The 20,072-nt window shown below is 63.7% G+C and carries 7 protein-coding genes; 4 read left to right on the top strand and 3 right to left on the bottom strand.

Annotation, left to right across the window (positions count from 1 at the left end; all coding sequences use genetic code 11):
- Positions 1 to 1,028 precede the first annotated feature (1,028 nt).
- A complete protein-coding gene (locus Q0627_RS01595) occupies positions 1,029 to 2,060 on the bottom strand; it encodes an Rpn family recombination-promoting nuclease/putative transposase (RefSeq protein WP_291017956.1) in 1,032 nt (343 codons plus the stop codon).
- A gap of 282 nt (positions 2,061 to 2,342) precedes the next feature.
- Here Q0627_RS01595 and Q0627_RS01590 point away from each other — a divergent pair, with 282 nt between their 5' ends.
- A complete protein-coding gene (locus tag Q0627_RS01590) occupies positions 2,343 to 3,590 on the top strand; it encodes an ATP-binding protein (RefSeq protein ID WP_291017958.1) in 1,248 nt (415 codons plus the stop codon).
- A gap of 48 nt (positions 3,591 to 3,638) precedes the next feature.
- On the opposite strand, the gene Q0627_RS01585 is transcribed toward Q0627_RS01590, so the two are convergent.
- Positions 3,639 to 4,691 carry an Rpn family recombination-promoting nuclease/putative transposase gene (locus Q0627_RS01585; protein WP_291017960.1) on the bottom strand — a complete coding sequence of 351 codons (1,053 nt, stop codon included), beginning with the start codon at positions 4,689 to 4,691 and terminating at the stop codon, positions 3,639 to 3,641.
- Entirely contained in the window at positions 4,688 to 5,293 is a 606-nt protein-coding gene (locus tag Q0627_RS01580; RefSeq protein ID WP_298807341.1) for a hypothetical protein, read from the bottom strand. The genes Q0627_RS01585 and Q0627_RS01580 overlap by 4 nt, the downstream gene beginning before the upstream one ends.
- 158 nt (positions 5,294 to 5,451) lie before the next feature.
- Between Q0627_RS01580 and Q0627_RS01575 the strand changes: the two genes are divergently transcribed.
- The 3 genes from Q0627_RS01575 (at position 5,452) to Q0627_RS01565 (ending at position 20,072) form a co-directional block, all read left to right on the top strand.
- Positions 5,452 to 7,845, top strand: coding sequence for an Ig-like domain-containing protein (locus Q0627_RS01575; protein WP_298807339.1), 2,394 nt, complete (start codon positions 5,452 to 5,454; stop codon positions 7,843 to 7,845).
- A 730-nt stretch (positions 7,846 to 8,575) separates the two neighbouring features.
- On the top strand, positions 8,576 to 11,989 hold the full coding sequence (locus Q0627_RS01570; RefSeq protein WP_298807337.1) for an Ig-like domain-containing protein: 3,414 nt from the start codon (positions 8,576 to 8,578) through the stop codon (positions 11,987 to 11,989).
- Between the two features lie 100 nt (positions 11,990 to 12,089).
- The gene (locus tag Q0627_RS01565) at positions 12,090 to 20,072 is read left to right on the top strand and encodes an Ig-like domain-containing protein (protein WP_298807335.1); all 7,983 of its coding nucleotides are present in this window, start codon (positions 12,090 to 12,092) and stop codon (positions 20,070 to 20,072) included.

The following is a 20,072-nucleotide window of genomic DNA, read 5'->3' as shown; positions in this document are numbered from 1 at the left end:
CAGCGTAAACACACGCGTGATCGTCACCACTCCCGATCTACGGCTGTAGTACTAGCGGCCTACTAAAGACACCGAAGAGGTAATCGTGTCCGACACTATTCGACACTTCCAAAGCAATAACGCCCACGGACCCGTAATAATGTATATCGATGACCATGGTCGAGTGGCTCTGGTATGCGAGGAGGACGGGACATCCTGGGATCTCGGCGTCATCGCGAAAGCGACGAAGGAGCCTGCAAAGACAGCCACCAAGCGCTTGGCGCGCCGAACTCCAGCAATCAGAGATTCAGAGACAATTGGCTCTGACTTGGAATCTGACAAATCTAAGAAATCTCGGAAGCATACCGGCCCTAAACCCACGACTGACGAGATCGCTAGGAATCTCTGGCGATCGTAGCCGTACATCACCTAACACGTGACAACGTGTTCCCATATAGGTCCGATGACATAACCAAGCCTTGGCGATTGTTCGACCACCACACACTCCTGAATCAGGTCTTCCAGGTAGACGAGTCACGACATCATCGACCGCCTATGGTCCCGCCCACCGAAGTGCACAAACACGTCCCGCGCGGATAGGAAAAGGCTATGAAAAGCGCACGCAGGCGTATGAGATACTTGACGTTGGTTATGTCGCTGGTCACGGCGACCTGGATCACGGTGGTGGATTCAGGGCCCGCACATGCTGTGGTATCCAATAAGACCGGGATCGCCGGATTCGCGCAGATTCCGGGTCACGCCAGTTGTTCCTACATGCGCACCAATACCGCCGGGTGGTTGGCATTCTCGGGGATCTTCCCGAGCATGTCGGACAACTTTGCTGCCAGTTCCGGATTCCGGAACTGGCAGCAAAGTTTGTCCTCGTTTCCACATCGAGCGAGAAGCGGCTACGGCCGCACGGTGTGCACCCGCACGGATGGGTATCGTGCGGCGAGTTTGCGGTCGAGCGTCGCCAGACCGGCGACCGCAACCCGCTGATCCCGGAATCCGGAACCAGCGGCAAGGTTGTACGGCGCCTTCCTTCGACGCTAACGGCCGAAGACGTCGTCGAGGGTCGCAGCGCCCTCGACGAGTCTTGAACTCCATCGAATGATCTGCTCTTCCGTTGCGCCGGCCACCAGGTCGTGAGCGCCCTTGTCGAGGGTGCCGAATTTGCGGGTGAGCATGCTCGTCAGCAGCGATGCCAGGCCTTCGGCGTGCCCCTCGGCGCGTCCTTCGACTCGGCCTTCGACTCGGCCTTCGATGAAGCCCTTGGCACGGAGCTGTTCTGCGGTTGTCATAGCGGCCTCCTCTGCGGCGGGTCCGAGCGTCGCTCCGAACCGGATCAAGTGGTCGACGGGTGTTGTGCCGGTCCTTAAAAGATACGTGAAAATCCCTTTGAGCAGCCGTTCGTGATCCCACAGACCCGTCAGCCGGATGAAGTCGTCGAACCACTGACCGAGCCAGGTGGTGACATCATCGTCTCCCGGCGCCTTCGTGATCACCACGAAGGTGATGCGGGCCGCCGGAGTGAGCGGACGTGCCCGCAGTGCCGCGTCATCGAGGGTCGTCAGGTCGTCGACGAGGTAACTCACATGAGGCACGAGCTCACCGGCGTCCGCTTTGAGTTCGTCGTCGGCGTCGATGAGGCCGGCGATGTCGGTAGCTGCGGTCCACCGGCGTGGGCCTTGATAAATGACTACCGGGATGATCAGCGGCAGCGGTCCCGACGGTGCCGCAGTCCGGTCGGTCCTCAGGTGGTGGTCCCAGATTCGGGTCTGATAGGTCATCATCCTCAACGCCATCCGCGGGTCGGATGTGCGCTGATGCTCCACGAGCAGGTACAGGTAGCCATCGCGGCCACCGGCGGCGGTGGTCCGGAACAGCAGGTCGACATGTCGGTGCCGTAGTTCGGGATCGACAAACGTTCCCGGCTGTGGCTGGAGGTTGTCGAGGTCGATGCGGGCGGCGAGCCGCGGCGGCAGGACCGACCGAAGTTCGGAGGAAGCGTTGTCGGGGTCGGCGAAAACCAGCCGGAAAAGCGCATCGTGCGGTTGGCCGTTCGGCTCTTGGGTCGTCACACACAGGACCATACCGATGGGTTCTGACATGCCGGCGTGGCCGACGAGCACTGTTTTACGAGTCGCCCTGCCGGACAGTGCATACACGGACGGATGGGTATCGTGCGGCTGACTTGCGGTCGAGCGTCGCCAGACCGGCGCCCGCCGAATGCGCGAACGCCAGGTCTGCGCCATCGCGTAGACAGGTATCCGCAAATAGTCGTGCAGCAAGTTCGTAAATAGTACAGTATCTATGCCGTGAATAGTAGTGTAGGCAGCTCGCATCCCGGCTACCATCGGGGTATGGACTATCTGCTGCGCACCGTCGACCGAGAGCTTGACGAACTCCTGCCGGCCGCTGCGGCGATCGCGGTCGACGGACCCAAAGGTGTCGGCAAGACCGACACCGCCCGGCGCCGGGCGGATGCTGCCCTGTATCTGGACGACCCCGCTCAGCGCGAGGTTGTCCGGGCCGACTTCACCCTTTCGTCGCTGCCCACCGGCACCGTCCTTCTGGATGAATGGCAGAAGCTTCCACAGGTCTGGGATGCGGTTCGGCGACAAGTCGATTCCGGCGCACCGGCCGGACGCTTCCTGCTCACCGGGTCGGCCACACCGACCGATGCCGCCGGTACCCACAGTGGCGCCGGCCGAATCGTATCGCTCCGGATGCGGCCGATGGGTTTGCACGAGCGAGGGCTGGTGACCCCCACGGTCTCGCTCTCGTCGCTACTCGACGGAACCGGGGAGATTTCAGGTGAAACAACCTTCGGCATAACCGATTACGCCGAAGCAATCGTCAGCGGCGGTCTTCCCGGAATCATGAGCGCCCCACCACGGCTGCAATGCCGACTCCTCGACGCATACCTACAGAGAGTCATCGACAGGGACCTGCCAGAGCTGGGCTTCACAGTTCGCCGACCCGAAACTCTTCGCCGCTGGATGTCGGCATACGCCGCCGCGTCATCGACAACCACCGCATACTCACGGCTACTTGATGCCACCACCGACGGCGACGGACAGCAACCGGCCAAAACCACCACCATCGCCTACCGCGATCACCTCAGCCAACTCTGGCTCCTCGACCCGCTGCCCGGCTGGCTGCCGGCGAGCAACGAAATCAACAGGCTCCAACAAGCGCCCAAACACCAACTGGCCGATCCGGCACTCGCCGCCCGGCTGCTCAATATCTCCGCGACCTCGCTGCTCGGGCCGCAAGGCGCACATATGGTCGGCCAACTCTTCGAATCACTTGTGGTGCTGGGAGTTCGAGTGATGGCCCAGGCAGCCGAAGCCCGTGTCAGCCACCTCCGCATCACCGGAGGCGACCGCGAGATCGACCTCATCATCGAAGGTGTCGACGGCCAGATCATCGGCATCGAAGTCAAACTCGCACCCGAAGTGACCACGAAAGATGTACGTCACCTCGCCTGGCTCCGCGAAAAGATGCCCAACCGGGTCGTCGACCTCATAGTGATAACTACAGGCCGCACCGCCTACCGCCGCTCGGACGGGATCGCCGTCATACCACTGGCACTCCTGGGAGCGTAGCCCTCCACACTGCTAGGCGATTCGCCGGGATCGGGCCTTTCTTCCCCGCTAACGATCGAAGACGTCGTCGAGGGTGGTAGCGCCCTCGACGAGTCGGGAGCTCCATAGAATGATCTGCTCCTCAGTGGCCTGAGCCACGAGGTCGTGAGTGTCGATGTCGAGGGGGCCGAACTTGCGAGTGAGCATGCTCGTCAGCAGCAATGCCTGGCCTTCGGCACGTCCCTCGGTGCGCCCTTCGAGGCGTCCTTCGGCGCGACCGTCGGTACGTCCCTCGGCTCGGCCTTCGATGTAGCCCTTGGCGCGGAGTTGTTCTGCAGTGGTCATTGCGGCCTCCTGTGCATCGGATCCGAGTGTCCCAGCGAACCGGACCAGGTGTTCGACGGGTGTAGTGGTTGTCCTTAGAAGATACGTGAAAATACCCGTGAGCAGCCGCTCGTGATCCCACAACCCCGTCAGGTGAATCAAGTCATCGAACCACTGGCCGAGCCATCTTGTCGCATCATCGTCCCCCGGCGCTTTCGTGAACACCACGAAGGTGATGCGGGCCGCAGGAGTGAGCGGCCGCGCGCGAAGCGCCGCGTCATCAACAGTGGTCAGATCATCGATGAAGTAGCGCACACGCGGGACGAGATCACCGGCGTCGGCTATGAGATCAGCGTCGGCGTCGATAAGGTCGGCGACGTCGGTGACAGCACCCCAGCGACGGGGACCCTGGTAGATCACGACCGGGATGATCAGCGGTAACGGCCCCGACGAGGCAATCGCCGGGTCGGTGGTGCGGTGATGTTCCCAGATGCGAGTCTGGTAGATCATCATCCGCAACGCCATCAACGGATCGGATGTGCGCTGATGCTCAACAAGCAGGTACAGGTACGCGTCGCGGTCACCGGCGGTGGTGCGAAACAACAGGTCGGTGTGCCGGTGCCGCAGCTCCGGGTCGACGAACGTTCCCGGTTGCGGCCGCAGGTTCGCGAGGTCGATACGGGCGGCAAGGCGTGGTGGTAGCACCGACCGCAGCTCGGAGGCGGTGTTGTCGGGGTCACCGAAAACCAGCCGGAAAAGAGCATCGTGCGGTTGGCCGTTCGGTTCATGGGTTGTCACACCGCGAACCATACCGACGGGTTCTGACATTTTCGGGACCAGTCCACGAGCACGACCACCGGGGGAAGTCCTGCTTGCTCGTCGTCCGGCCGTGCGATGATGACTCGAACCGACGGGTATCGCGCGGCGAGTTCGCCGTCGAGTGTCGCCAGCCACGAGGATCCAGCGACAAACGTGTACACCGGGATTACGAGATCTACGACGCCCGAACGGGTGAAATCGGTAGGCGGTGTCGCTGCGACCTGGGCAGATGTCGGTTGGGTAGCCTTCATGTGACAAGCAAGTGGCCCGTTTTCGATCATTGCCCCCCCACTTTCGGCAATGGTTGACGGCAACAGGCTGACCACAGGAAGTGCCATGCGAATCTCAAACAAGAAGCGTGCTCGCCTGATCGCCGCCGCGGCCGGAATCGACCTGCCCCGCAAGCGCGACCGGGCGACCGTCGACGACGTCACATCGCAGTCCGCTGCGGCCGGGTCCGGTACTCCAGAGTCCGGTACATCCGTGTCCGGCACGCCAGAGCCCGGTGCACCGTCACCGAGCGACACCGGTGGCGAATCCGGATCGCCGCGCGAGGAGCCGGACACGACCACACTGACCACGGGGCTGACCCGTGTCGATCAACCCGCCGATGAGGCCGACGCGGCAACCGCTGCCGCCCCCGGCCCCGCCCCCTGGACCTTGGTCTGGTGGACCCGCGCCCGCCCCCCCCGCCCCCGCCGGGCCTGGGGGGGGGGGGGCCCGCCGCACCCGATCCCTGGTGAACAATCAGGGATCGGGAGGCACGCCCTCACTCACCCCCACCGCCGACGGCTGCACCATCGACCTCGGCATCGCCGGCCCCGTCACCATCAACGCACAACCTGCCCACGGCACCGTCGCGCTCAACGCCGACGGCACCATCGGCTACGTCCCAGGCCCCGGCAGCACCGCCGCCGACCAATTCACCGTCACCCTTCCCGACGACGCACCGTTCGCCGGTCAGAACTCCCACAACCGCGCGGTGACCATCACCGTCCCCTCCGTCACCGGCCTGCCGCTCGCGGTCGACCCGACCCGGCAACCGTCCGACGCCCGCACCGGCACTGTCGTCGTCACCGGCCTGACGACCATCATCGCCGACCCCGACGACGACCCGCTGACCCTGACCACCGCCGACACCACCATCGTCTTCGACTCACAGGACGCGGACGCCTTCACCTGGACTCCCGGTGTCGAAACCCTCAACAGCACAAGCGATTCCGATGCGCTGCCAACTCGTACCGTGACCGTCGTCTCCGATGACAGAGATGGCGCCACCATCGGCCTCCTGGTGACCGAGCCTGTCGATCCGACGATCACTACCTCGGCACCGTCGACACCGGCGGCCGGATCCGGAGTCGTCACCGGAACACTCACAGCGGCCGGTACCGGTCCACACGATCCGGCCTTCACCGTCTCCGGCGCAACGGCTTCCGGCACAGACACTTTCACCACCGCACGGGGTGGCACACTGATCATCGACCCGGACTCGTGCACCTACACGTACACCCCGTCGGGCGAACAACGTATGGCCGCCTCATATCTCAACGCCACCACCGCGGACACCGCCGAAACGATCACGGTCACCGCCGACGACGGCCAGGGCGGAACGGTCAGCGAGACCTTTACCGTTCCGGTAGACGGAATCACGCTCCCCGGTACGCCGTTCGACGTCACATCCGACAACAGCGCCCCGGCCGCCGGCACATATCGCATCACCACTGTCGCCCAAGCCGGCACCGCGACAACAACGCTCCCCGGAACGCCCACCGCCGACACGCAGGTCGCCCCCGACGGCTCCCTGTACCAGGCCACGTCGACCGGTACCACCTGCGACATCACCCACATCGGTCCCACCGGCACCACGACCACCGCTCTGGGCGGCAAACCGCACAACAGCATGCAGATCGCCCCCGACAGCACCGCCTACCAGGTGACCTCCGCCGGTACCACGCACAGCGTCGTCCACATCACACCTACCGGCAGCACAACCACCAAGATCACCGGTCCCCCGTACAGCAGCATGCAGGTCGCTGCCGACAACTCCGTCCACCAAACCACGCTCTCCGGAAAAACCCGAACTCGTATCACACACGTCACCGCCGGCGATGCCACGAGCACCACCCACCCCGGCACCCCACACGGCGGCGTCCAGGTCAGCCCCGACGGGACCGCCTACCAGATCACCGCCAAAGGCGACATCTACCGGGTCTTCGCCGTCGCCTCAGAGGACACGACCGCCACCACACTCACCGGCGAACCCTTCGACGTGGTCCAGTTCACCCCGGACGGCACCGCCTATATCGGCACCCGGACGGGCGATGCCGACGTCGGCTACACCACCCACATCACTCACATCACCGCAACCGGCACCACGATCACCACCTATCCCGGCAAGCCCTTCGACAGCATCCAGATCGCCGCCGACGGCACCGCCTACCACACCACCTGCTCCGGCGACACCTACAGCATCAACACGATCACCCCGAAGGAAGTCGTGACCACGGCGCTCACCGGAACGCCGTATGGCAGCACTCAGATCGGTCCCGACGGCACCGCCTACCGAACCACCCGCACCGGCGACGCCGCCACCGGCTACGCCACCCACATCACACACGTCACACCCACCGGAACGACGACAACGACACTCCCCGGCACGCCTTCCGGCGGCATCCAGTTCGACGCGGATGGCGCAGCCCACCAAATCACTTGCAATGCAAGCACTTATGAAATCTCCACGATCTCCGAGACCGGTACGACAACCACAGCCCTCCCCGGGGCACCCGTCGGCGACATCCGCTTCGCTCCCGACGGGACGGTCCGCCTGACCACCTACGCCGGAGTCTCGACCACCCATATCACCACCATCGCCGCCGACGACACGACGACAACCGAACTCGACGGCGAACCGGTGGGCGGGATTCGGCTCGTCCCCGACGGCACCGCATACCAAATCACCACCACCGACAACACCTACGCCATCGCCGCCATCACGCCCGCCGGCGTCACTACCACCGCACTTCCGGGCGCCCCCCACGGCGACCTCCAGATCGCACCCAAAGGCTCCATACTCCTGACGACGGTGACGAGTTCCGGCACGACCAGAATCGTCGTGATCAAGCGCGCAAACTGACCCGCAAACATTGCGGTTGGTTCCGTAATCCGGAACCAACCGCAATGTTTGGCGACCACCGAATGCTTTGTACGGCAAATGAACTATCTTGTAGTCCGAACGGACCAACTTAACACTCGAGGACGCTCCCACCTGCGATGACCCCGGCAGGAGTAGTCAAAAGGCAAATCGGGCACCTCAGCACCTATCATTCCCGGGGAATTTCCGCCATCGTTGATTACATCTGTCTACCCGCAGGAAGAGCGCCATGCGAATCTCACACAAGAGCCGTGCCCGTCTGATCGCCGCCGCCGCCGGCGTCAGCCTTTTCCTCAGCCCCGGGCACGCCACCGCCGACGACGACACCGGTTCCCAGCCCGGCTCCTCCTCGCAGAGTGATGCCGGGTCCGGGTCAGAGTCGTCGAACGATGATTCCGCAGATGGACCCGGAGGCGCCGGCGCTGGTGATCCCTCGTCGGCGACATCGTCGCCTTCGAGTCCGTCCGGCGGTTCAGATTCGTCGGATGGTTCCGGTTCCGGGGGGGGCACGGCCGGCGGCGACAGCGGCGACGGCGGGGGTGCGCCGAAGCCCCCGGAGCCGGGTAACCGGAACCCCGCCGACGGCACCCCAGATACCGACACGTCAACCACCGACGTAGCTGGTACCGACACCGCAAGCACCAACACAGCGGGCACCGACACAGCAAGCACCAACACTACGAGCACCAACACGCCGCCGACGGACACAAGCGTGACGTCGACGACCCCTGCGGACAACACCACGTCGACGGGTGCCGATCCCTCAGTCGGCGGTACCACGACGACCACCGACACCGGCCCGTCGGAACCCGTCTATGCCCCCATCGTCCCGGACACCACCAACACCTGGACCGCCCGGACGACCACCGACACCGGAACCGGGACCGGGACCGGGACCGGGACCGGGACCGGGACAGCAGAACCCGAAACCGGTGAAGCCGACAACAGCACAACCGGAACCGAACCAACCGAAGGCGCGGAAGGCAACTCGGAGCCCGACGACACCTCGACGTTTGCCGCGCGGCCCCTGGCCCTTATCGCTCCGAGCGTCGCCGACGACACCGAAACCACCGGCGATACCGAAACCCTGGATGCACCCCAAACATTCAGCAACGCAACGTTTTTCGTATCCACCTCGACAACACCGGGTAGCACCACCAACACCAGCACCCCGCTGACAACCCTGCTGACCTTCCTGGGCCTCCCCCAAACCGGCGGACCTTCCACCACAACCACCTTCGCCACCAGCCCCGCACCCTGGACCCTGCTCTGGTGGATCCAACGCACCCAATCCCTGGTCAACAACCAAACCCCCAACGCCGCACCAACATTGGCCCCCGCAACCGATGGCTACACCATCAGCCTGAACGCCACCGACCCCGATGGCGACCCACTCACGACCACCATCACCACCCAACCCACCAACGGGACAGCAACGGTCAACACCGACGGCACCATCAGCTACACACGTAACCAAAACTCCACCGCCGCAGACCAATTCACCGTCAGAATCTCCGACACCGGCCCCCACCTGCACGGTCTGGCCAGCATCCTGGCACTGTTCACCGGCCAGAACCCGCACAATCGCACGGTCACCGTCACCATCCCCGAAACCCCGTCCAACCAGGCCCCGGTCATCGACCCGGCACAGAACCCGACCATCGGCACACCGGACCCGACCACCGGTGCCGTCGTCGTCACCGGCCTGACCGACATCGTCACCGACCCCGACGGCGACCCACTCACCTTCTCCTCCACCGACACCAACGTCGTCTTCGACACGCAGAACCCGGGCACCTTCACCTGGACCCCGACCACCCAAATCCGCCACGACGCAGCCGTTCCCGGCGCACCGCAAACCCACACCGTCACCGTCACCGCCGACGACGGCAACGGCGGTACAACCACCTACGACGTCGCAGTCCCCATCGCCTGGCAAAACAACGACCCCACCGTCTCCGTGTCAGCGCCTTCGGCACCGGCGGTGGGCTCGGGAAGCGTCACCGGAACCCTCACCGCATCCGACTCCGACTCCGACGACCTGACCTTCACGGTCACCGGCGGAACTGCTTCCAGCACAAACACTTTCACCACCGCAAATGGTGGAACACTGGTGATCGACACGCTCCCGGGCCTCTACACCTACACCTACACGCCGTCGGAGGCACAGCGTCTGGCCGCCTCGTATGTCAACGCCACCGCCGCCCAGACAACCGAGACCATCACCATCACCGTCGATGACGGCCACGGCGGAACGGTGAGCGAAACCATCACGGTGACGGTCGACGGGATCACCGTCGTCGGCTACCCTGTCGATGCTCTCCACGTCGGCGCCGGCGGCACCGCGTACCAGGTGACCGAATCCGCGTCCGGCACCCAGATCACGATGATCACCAGCACCGGCACCACGACCGTCAACCTCCCCGGCACGACGTACTACGGATTGCACTTCGCCCCCGACGGCTCCGCCTACCAGTCCACCTATATCGGCGACACGTACTATCTGACCGCCATCTCACCCTCCGGAACCACCACGGCCACCCTGCCCGGCACGCCGTACAACCTCTACACCGTCATCGCTGTCGGCCCAGACAGCCGCGCTCACCAGATCTCCTACACGGGCGACTATTCGACCGGCTTCACGTACCACCTCACCACCATCACCCCCACCGGCAGCACGACAACGACGCTCCCCGGCACACCGGATTACTTGCCCGAGATGACGACCGGTTCCGACGGGACCGCGTACCAGTTGACCACCTCGAACGGCACCTATTACCTCACCGCGATCGGCCCCACCGGCACCCCGTCAACAGCGACGCTCACCGGCGCACCCTACGGCGGTACCCGCGTGGACCCCAACGGCATCGCTCACCAGATCACCCGCACGGGCAACTCCACCAGCGGGTACACCTACTACGTCACCACCGTCACCCCCACCGGTGTTTCCAGCACTGCGCTGCCGGGTTCGCTCCAGAACAATCTCCTGATCGCTCCCGACGGCACCGCATATCAGGTCACCGGTTCGGCCGGCACCTACTACATCAACGCCATCACGCCCACCGGTGTCACATCGACGGTGCTCACCGGAGCACCGGTCGGCAACATCGACATCGCCGCCGACGAAACCGTGTACCTGGCCTCTTACACCGGCGACCCCACCGCCGGCTACGTCACCCACATCACTGCGATCAGTTCGACCGGAACCGTGGTCACCGACTTCATCGGCATGCCCACCCATGGCGTCCAGGTCTCACCCGACGGAACCGTCTACCACGTCAGCTATGTCGGCGACACCCACTACCTCAGCACCATCACGTCCACCGGATCATCAACGACGACGCTCCCCGGCATCACCAGCGGCGCCCTCATGTTCGCCGCCGACGGCACCGCGTACCAGATCACGCGCAGCGGCACGCTCAACCCCACGTACTCCATCACCCGCATCACGCCCAACGGCACCACCACGACCCCGCTCACGGCGGCGTACGAGGATCTCCGGCTCGCGCCCGACGGAACCGCCTACCAGACCACGCGCGCCGTTTTTTCCCCCAACTTCTACTTCTACGTCACCACCATCAACTCCACCGGTTCCACAATCACACAGTTGCCCGAAGGCTCACGCATCGGTGGGATCGTGATCGGGCCCGACAGCGTCGGATATCAAACCCCCCGCCTCGGCAACACCTACACCATCACCACGTTCAGACCGACCGGCACCACCCAAACCATCATTCCCGGCAACCGGATGGGCGACATCCAGGTCGCATCCGACGGAACCGCCTACCAAGCGAGCGTCGACGGCAACGAGTACAAGATCACCGCCATCAGACCTTCCGGCGACACGACCACCACGATTCCCGGCACCTACTTCCAGAACTTCCAGATCGCCCCCGACGGCACCGTTTACCAGACCAGTAGGACCACCGATCCGGTCACCGGTCAAGTCACCACCCATGTCACCGCCATCACCTCCGCCGGCGAAACAACCAGCTCATTCGCCGGCATGCCCCCCAGCGGCGTCCGGATCACCTCCGACGGTGCGGTGCTGCAGACAGTGATGACCGACGGCTACAACACCAGAATCGTGGTGATCAAACCCGCGAATCCGCCTACAGGGGTGTGACGCTCCGCCCCAAGACTGCACAAGCACGCGGTCGAGTGCTTACCGTTCACAATCGTTTTCGCAATCGCCAATCGCAACTGCCTGATCACCGGAGAGTGCCATGCGAATTTCACACAAGAACCGTGCACGCCTGATCGCCGCCGCCGCGGGCATCAGCCTCTTCCTCAACCCCGGCCACGCAACCGCCGACGACGAATCGGGCTCCGGCTCTGGTTCTCCGTCCGAGTCGTCCTCGCAGAGCGATTCCGGCGGTGGTTCGGATTCGTCGGGCGGGGATTCCTCGCCGGGCGGTTCGGCACCATCACCACCCGCCGGTGGTTCCCAATCGTCAAACAATTCCGAGGCAAGCAGCACCGGATCACCGGGCGGATCTGAATCCGGCGGCGGCGACAGCGGTACATCCGGTGACAGCGGTTCATCCGGTGACAGTGGTGCATCCGGTGACAGCAACGGATCCGGCGACGGCAGCCCGGGAGCCTCCGGACCAGGCGGGAACGAACCGACCGGCGACACCCCGGATACCGAAACAACAGAGACCGACACCTCCGGTACCGGCACGCCCACCCCAGACACGAATACGGTGGGCACCAACACGACGGACACGCCACCGGCTCAAAACACCACGTCGCCGGACACCGGGCCGTCAGACAACGGCACCACCACCTCGACCTACACCGAACCCGCAACCACCACCACCGAGACCACCGAGACCACCGAACCTTCGGAACCCACCTACACCCCCACCAGCCCGGACACCACCGGCAGCACAGGCACCTGGACCGACCCCACAACCAACAAAACACCCATCAGCACAACCGAACCCAACAACACCAGCACCAACCCGCCCACCGCGGACAACACAGACACCACCACCCCCGACAACACCGAGAACAGCACCGACCCCACCGACTCCCCGACCAGCAACCTACGCACCCTCGGCTTCACCGCCCTCACTCTCACCGACGACGACACCCAAACCGACGACACACAAACCACCGACGCACCCCAAACCTTCAGCAACGCAACATTCTTCGCCTCCACCACAGCAACCCCACAAGGCACCACCACAACCACCACCCCACTGACCACCCTGCTCAGCTTCCTCGGCATCCCCCAAACCGGCGGGCCTTCCACACCCACCGTCACCACCAGCCCTGCCCCCTGGACCCTGCTCTGGTGGATCCAACGCACCCAATCCCTACTCAACAACCAAACACCCACCGCCACATCCACACTCGCCCCCGTCACCGACGGCTATACCATCAGCCTGATCACCAACGACCCCGACGGCGACCCACTGACCACCACCATCACCACCGGCCCCACCAACGGCACCGCCACCCTCAACACCGCCGACACCATCAGCTACACCCGCCCCCCCGGCACCACCGCCGCCGACCAATTCACCGTGCAGGTCTCCGACAACGGACCCCACATCCACGGCCTGAACACCCTCATCTCCCTGTTCACCGGAGCGGACCCCCACTCCACCACCGTCACCGTCACCATCCCCCAAGTCACCGCACCACCGGTCAACAACGCACCGTCCATCACCGATATCCACTACACCTACCTCGACCCGAGCGGCCTCGTCACCGGCTACGTCGACGGCCTCGACATCGACAACGACCCCATCACCTACTCCTTCACCTGGGACGCCGGCAAGGGCGCATTCAACTACGACGACGCCACCGGCGACTTCTACTTCATGCCCACGCCCGAAGCCCGGCACGCCGCCGCGGCCGACAACGCCACCGACGCCGACAAGAAGCTCACCGCCACCGTCACCGTGTCCGACGGAAGCCTCACCAGCACACAAGCTCTCAACATCACCATCACCCCCGACAACCAAGCACTCGTTCCGGTGGCACCCACCGGAACACTGGGCACCGTCGACCGCGACCTACAAGCCCCCACATTCGGCAACACCACCGGTTCCTTGACCGGTATCGCCACCGACGCCAACAACGACACCCTCACCTACACCGTCCCCACCCAACCCGCCAACGGCACCGTCACCATCACCGGCGACACCTTCACCTACACCCCCAACAGCGACAGTCGCGTACGCACCGACACATTCACGGTCACCGTCAACGACGGCCACGGCAGTACCACCGACGTTCCTGTCACCGTCAATACCGTGCCCATGTACTTCCACGCCATCGACCCCACCAACCAATTCTGGGATCCTTCGGATGCAGACTTCTACAACGGCTATCTGGAGGCCGGTTCACCGGACGGACTGGTCAACTATTCCGTCGACGGCGACGGCAAGGTCGTCATCCACAACATCGGCACCGAACCCATCATCGTCATGGCCGCCACCGTCGAGCAGATGTCAACAATGCAGTCCGGTGGTCCGGCGAATGTCGACTTCACCGTCATCGCGCCCGGCACCTCCCACACCATGCCGTCCCGGCCGGGGCTGCCCGATCCCGGCGGAACCGGTGACGAACTGATCTTCGTGCAGGCCCCGAGGAATCCTGCGGGCTCCGGGGTCGGGCTCGGCATGATCGTCCTCAACCAGGGCACCGTGTACAACTCAAGCATTCCCGTCAATCACGCACCGGTCGTCTACAGCTGGCAGTGGTGGTACAGCGGCCAGAAGTCTGTCGGTGGCGCGGTCATCGCCGGGGACCCGGACCCCGGTGACGTCCTCACGTACACCTATTACTGGGATGCCACCAAGGGCAACTTCAGCTACATCCCCACCGCCGCAGGATTCGCATTCACGCCCAACGCGGCAGCCCAGCATGCCGCGGCGGCCGACGACGCCCCCTACACCGACCGCTATCTCCAGCTTTCGGTGACCATATCCGACGGGACGCTCAGTACCAGCAGCACCTACGACATCCCCATCGTCCCCGCCAACCAGGCTGTCGCCGCCACACCGCCCATGGACCCGCTGGGGACCATCGACCGCGACCTCGGCTCCGGAACCTACGGCACCACAACAGGATCACTGGCCGGTATCGCCACCGACGACGACAACGACACCCTCACCTATACCGTCCACACCAACGGCGCCAACGGCTCGGTCACCATCATCGGGGACACCTTCACCTACACCCCGAACGCCGACAGCCACGCCGACATCGACACGTTCACCGTCACCGTCAACGACGGCCACGGCAGCACCACCAACGTCGTCATCGCGGTCGACACGGTCCCCATGTGGTACCACGCCATCGACCCCACCAACCTATTCTGGGATCCGTCAGACGAAGACTACCCCGCCCCGTCAGGGATGGAATTCCCTGACCCAACCGGACTGGTCGACTACCTCCAAACCGTTGACGGCATAGTTATCCGCAATACCGGACCCGACCCCATCATGGTCTGGTCGATGACCGGCGACGAATACCTGGCGGTCCTCTCGGGCGACCCGCCGACCTTCGACGCACTCGTCATCGCTTCGGGAACGTCGGCGACCATTCCCCCGCGGACCACCACACCCGGCTCCGCCTGGGACGGCTTGGTCCTGCTGCAATCTCCGCGCGGACCGGGCTACGTCAATCAACTCGGCTCTTTCCAGATCGGTGCCGGAGTCATCGTCGACGATTCCGGTATCCCGCAAACCCCGGTCACCCTCGCACCCAGTACCGACGGCCAGGTCACCGGACAGATCCTCAACCACCAACCAGGAACCACCTATTCGGTTCAGGGCGCCACCCCAACGACAAACCCCGGCACCTACACCACCACCGACGGCAGCACCATCGTCATCGACGACACCACCGGAACATTCACCTTCACCCCCAACCCCACCACCCAATTCTGGGCCGGTGCCGGTGGTCCCACCACCCAAACATTCACCATCATCGCCGACGACGGCACCAGCACCACCCCCATCGTCGTCTTCGCACCCATCACCCCAACCAGCCACGTCACCGTCGACGCCACAAATCTGAACACCACCGACTCACCGCGCTATTCGTACGGAATCACCGACAACAGCGGCAGCCCGGTGCTCACCGTCCTGGACCACAACACTGCCCAAACCGCCACCATCGCACTCCCCGCCGGCCACGACACCACATCAACAGTCACCTTCAGCTCCGACAACAACTACGCCCAGATCACCGACACCACCGGCACCAACGTCAGCGTCATCGACCTGACCACCGGGCAGATCGTCGGCGCCTACACCGTCACCGACAACGGCGACGGCACCAAAACCCTCACCTGGACCAACGGCGCACCCCAAGCATTCTCGATGAGAGGCATGGCCGCCCCCGACACCGACGGCCCCGGCTTCTCCCTCATGGGATTCACCACGAACTCCTTCGACACCGGCGACATCACCGGCACCGACTTCCGCGTCGTCACCGACGGCACCCAAGCCATCATCATCGCCCGGCAAGCCGACAACACCTACGACATCTACCTCGGCGACACCACCACCGGCACCCACACCCCGGTCTCCACCGGCACCCCCCTGGCCTACCCGGCCAGTCAGTACGTCCCTGAAGCCGGCTTCGTCCCCGGCACCACCATCGCACTGGTCCGCGACGGATCGACGATCACAAGCATCTCCACCACCGACGCCACCATCCTGAACCACTCCCAGTCCTCATACGACTTCACCGCACAATGGCAGATCACACCGGACGGCGAGTTCGCCTACACGACTGAGCGGTTTGGCGGCATCGGTGGCATCGGAGGACTGGCATCTGTCGATGTGCTCAACCTGACCACCGGGACCCTTTCCCGAATCGAATTTCCGGGTGGGTGGTCGGGTTCCAGCGGAGTTGTCGACGCCGCCCACTCAACGGCATACGGATACGACTTCGTCGACCAGTTCACCGTACGTATCACCCGCTATGAATTCAGCGACCCAACCAATACGGCTTCCATTACCGTGGACGGCACGAACACCATCACAATTCCGTATCAGATGTTGGGGTATTATCCCTTCGATGCAGATGGCAATTTCTACTACGCCACCTACACATGGACCACCGTCGAAGGTTCACCTGATCCTGTCGCAGAGAATAGCAAGATCCACGTCATCGACCCCGGACTCAACGAGATCGGTACCGTCTATCTGGATGCCGGAAACAAAGTCGCTCTCGGCGCCTTCGTGATCGATGGCACCCTCTACGCATTGATGTCGAACCTGACGGACACCACCGATGGTGGGACATATCGGGTTGCCCCAGACGGCTCCATCACACTCGTGATACCCGAATACGGCATCCTAGCCGCCGACCAACAGCACCTGTTCGTACCCGCGGTGGGAGCCTCGTACGAGCCGTCGTCGTTCAGTGTTTTCGACCTGACCATCGGCACCCGGTCCACACCGCTTGTAGTGCCCGCCAATTCACTGAACAACTTCCGAGTGTTCGGCGGGAAATACCTGGCGATCTCGGAAAAGGACGGCGCCGATACCCTCATCCACATCCTCGATGTCAACGGAAACATCACCACGGTAACCATCCCCAACTCATCATTCGCACAGTTCGACTACACCGACGACCTCTTCACCGTCACCACCACCAACGGCACCACCGACCAGCTCACCCTCATCCGGATGACGACAGCCGCCCCCAACCAGGCACCGGTACTCAATGTCGGCCAGGAACCGACAATCGATGAGATCAACACCATGACAGGCACGGTGACAGTGACCGGCCTGACAAGCTATGTCACCGACCCCGAAGGCAGCACAATCACCTTCACCTCCCCCGACAGCAACACCGTCTTCGACACCAACACCCCAGGCACCTTCTACTGGACACCGACCACCGAAATACGGCACGCCGCAGCCATCCCCGGCGCCCCACAAAGCCACGGCGTCATCATCATCGCCGACGACGGCAACGGCGCCACCCGCACCTTCACCGTCGACGTCCCCGTACTCGCCCAAAACCAAGCCCCATTCGTGACCGTCTCCACCCCGTCGAATCCGGCCGACCATACCGGCACAGTCACCGGAACCATCATCGTCACCGACGGTGACGGCGACACCACGATATTCACAATCGACGGCGGAACAGCCACCGGCGCAAATACTTTCACCACCCTCGGCGGCGGCACACTCGTCATCGACCCAGCTGCCGGAACATACACGTTCACCCCGTCCGGCACCCAGCGCCTGGCCGCCTCACATATCAACGCAACCGCCGACGACACCTCCGAAACGATCATCATCATCGTGGACGACGGTCACGGCGGCATCACCAGCGAATCGATCACAACCGCGATCACCGCGATCACCGCTCCCGGCGACTTGGTCAACACCGCCCTGTACGGCACCGACGGCACCGCCTATCTGCACACCTCAACCTACGATCCGGATACCGGCCTCTACAGCTACCACCTCGCCACCATCACCCCCACCGGGACGGTGGTCGCCACACCGGTGATCGGTGACCCGATCAACGACCTACTGCTGGGCCCCACCGGCATCGCATATCTGAATTCGGAAAGTTATGACGCCGACGCGGATGTCTTCACCTACTACCTGACGATGATCAACGCTTCCGCGTCGACGAGCAGCATCGAACAATTGCCGGGCAATCCGTACAGTCTGGTCCTCGGCCCGGACGGAACCGCCTACCAGTCCACCTGGGCCAACGACCCTGACACCGGGAGCACGATCTATCACCTGACGATCATCAGGGCAGACGGCACCGCGACCACGGCAGTCGTACCCGTCCCCCCGACATCCGATCTCCAGATCGGCCCAAACGGTAGCGCCTACCAGACCTTGGGCAACTGGGATCCCCATACCGGCAATACGACCTACTACCTCGTCACCGTGACCACTGACGGGGTCGTGACCACCGCGCAGATTCCCGGAGAAAATGCCTTTCTGCCCAGTGATCTTCAGATCGGGCCCGACGGCACCGCCTACCAGATCAGCTATCAGTGGGCAGTAAACCCCGATCCCAATGCGTCGCAGTACGTCTACTACCTCACAACCCTCACGCCCGCCGGAACCACAACCACCGTAGATCTGCCCGACTCTCCTGTGGAGACGATTCAGTTCGGCGCTGACGGCACAGCGTATCTGACCTTCTCGCTACACGACACGGCCACCGATACCGATACGACGCATCTCCTCGGTGTGACGCCGGAAGGAACCGTCTCCACCGTCGCCGTGGCAGCCGGAGCCGCTCCCTATGCCGCGCAAGTTATTTCAGACGGCACCATCTACCTGGTGACCCACACCGTCGCCGACGACAGCACTCACATCACGACCGTCGTCCCGGGCGGAACCCCCACCGCTTTGGCCACGCTTTCCGGCTCGCCTACCGGCCGACCGGCACTCGGCCCCGACGGCACCTTCTACCAGGGCACTCTCGTGCCCGACCCCATCAACTTCCAGAACACGTACTACCTCAATGCCGTCACGCCTTCGGGCACCGTCACCACCACCTCCGCGTTCCCCGGCTATCCTTCCAGTTCGCTGTCGTTCCGTCCCGACGGGACCGTCCACCAACTCACCTGGGATCTTGATCCCGACCCCGCCTACTACGGGGCTTCGTTCTCCTACTCCAACTCTTTCACGCCCGACGGAGTCGTCACCTCGACTCTGTTGCCCGCAACAGCCGACGAAGGCGTGATCTTCGGCCCCGACGGGACCACCTACATCGCCACCCGCGAGTACGTCCCCGATCCGGCCGATCCCGGTATCTATCGCATCACCGACTACATCACCGTCATCTCGTCCGCCGGAACCGTGACGGATATCCAGCTCGTCGGGATAGCTGCCGAAGGCGCACTACTCCAAGCCGGGCCCGACGGGTCGGTGTACAAGACCACAGATACCGGGGACCCCGACAACCCCATCACCTACGTGACCACCGTCAATGCCACCGGAATCGCGACAACCACCACCATCGTCGGATTGGCCGCCGGCACGGTGCGGTTCGGACCGGACGGCACTGTGTATCAGACCACGTCCGACCCCAATTCCGGCACTACCTACGTCACGACGATCTCAACCGATGGCACCACGACGACCGTCGCGATCACTAACGGCAGCCCTGCCGGCACAGTACAATTCGCCCCGGACGGTACGGTGTCGCAGATCGTGACCGGAAACGGCGCTACCCGGTTGGTGGTGCTATAA

Source organism: uncultured Gordonia sp., from assembly GCF_937858515.1.
Taxonomy (GTDB): domain Bacteria; phylum Actinomycetota; class Actinomycetes; order Mycobacteriales; family Mycobacteriaceae; genus Gordonia.
The sequence above is the reverse complement of the archived record's forward strand: the minus strand, read 5'-3'. Positions and strand labels throughout refer to the sequence as shown.

What these genes read in the sequence shown, in the direction of transcription:
- Q0627_RS01590 (WP_291017958.1), top strand. Translation starts at nt 2,343, where the DNA reads ATGGACTATCTGCTGCGCACCGTCGACCGAGAGCTTGACGAACTCCTG.
- Q0627_RS01565 (WP_298807335.1), top strand. Translation starts at nt 12,090, where the DNA reads ATGCGAATTTCACACAAGAACCGTGCACGCCTGATCGCCGCCGCCGCG.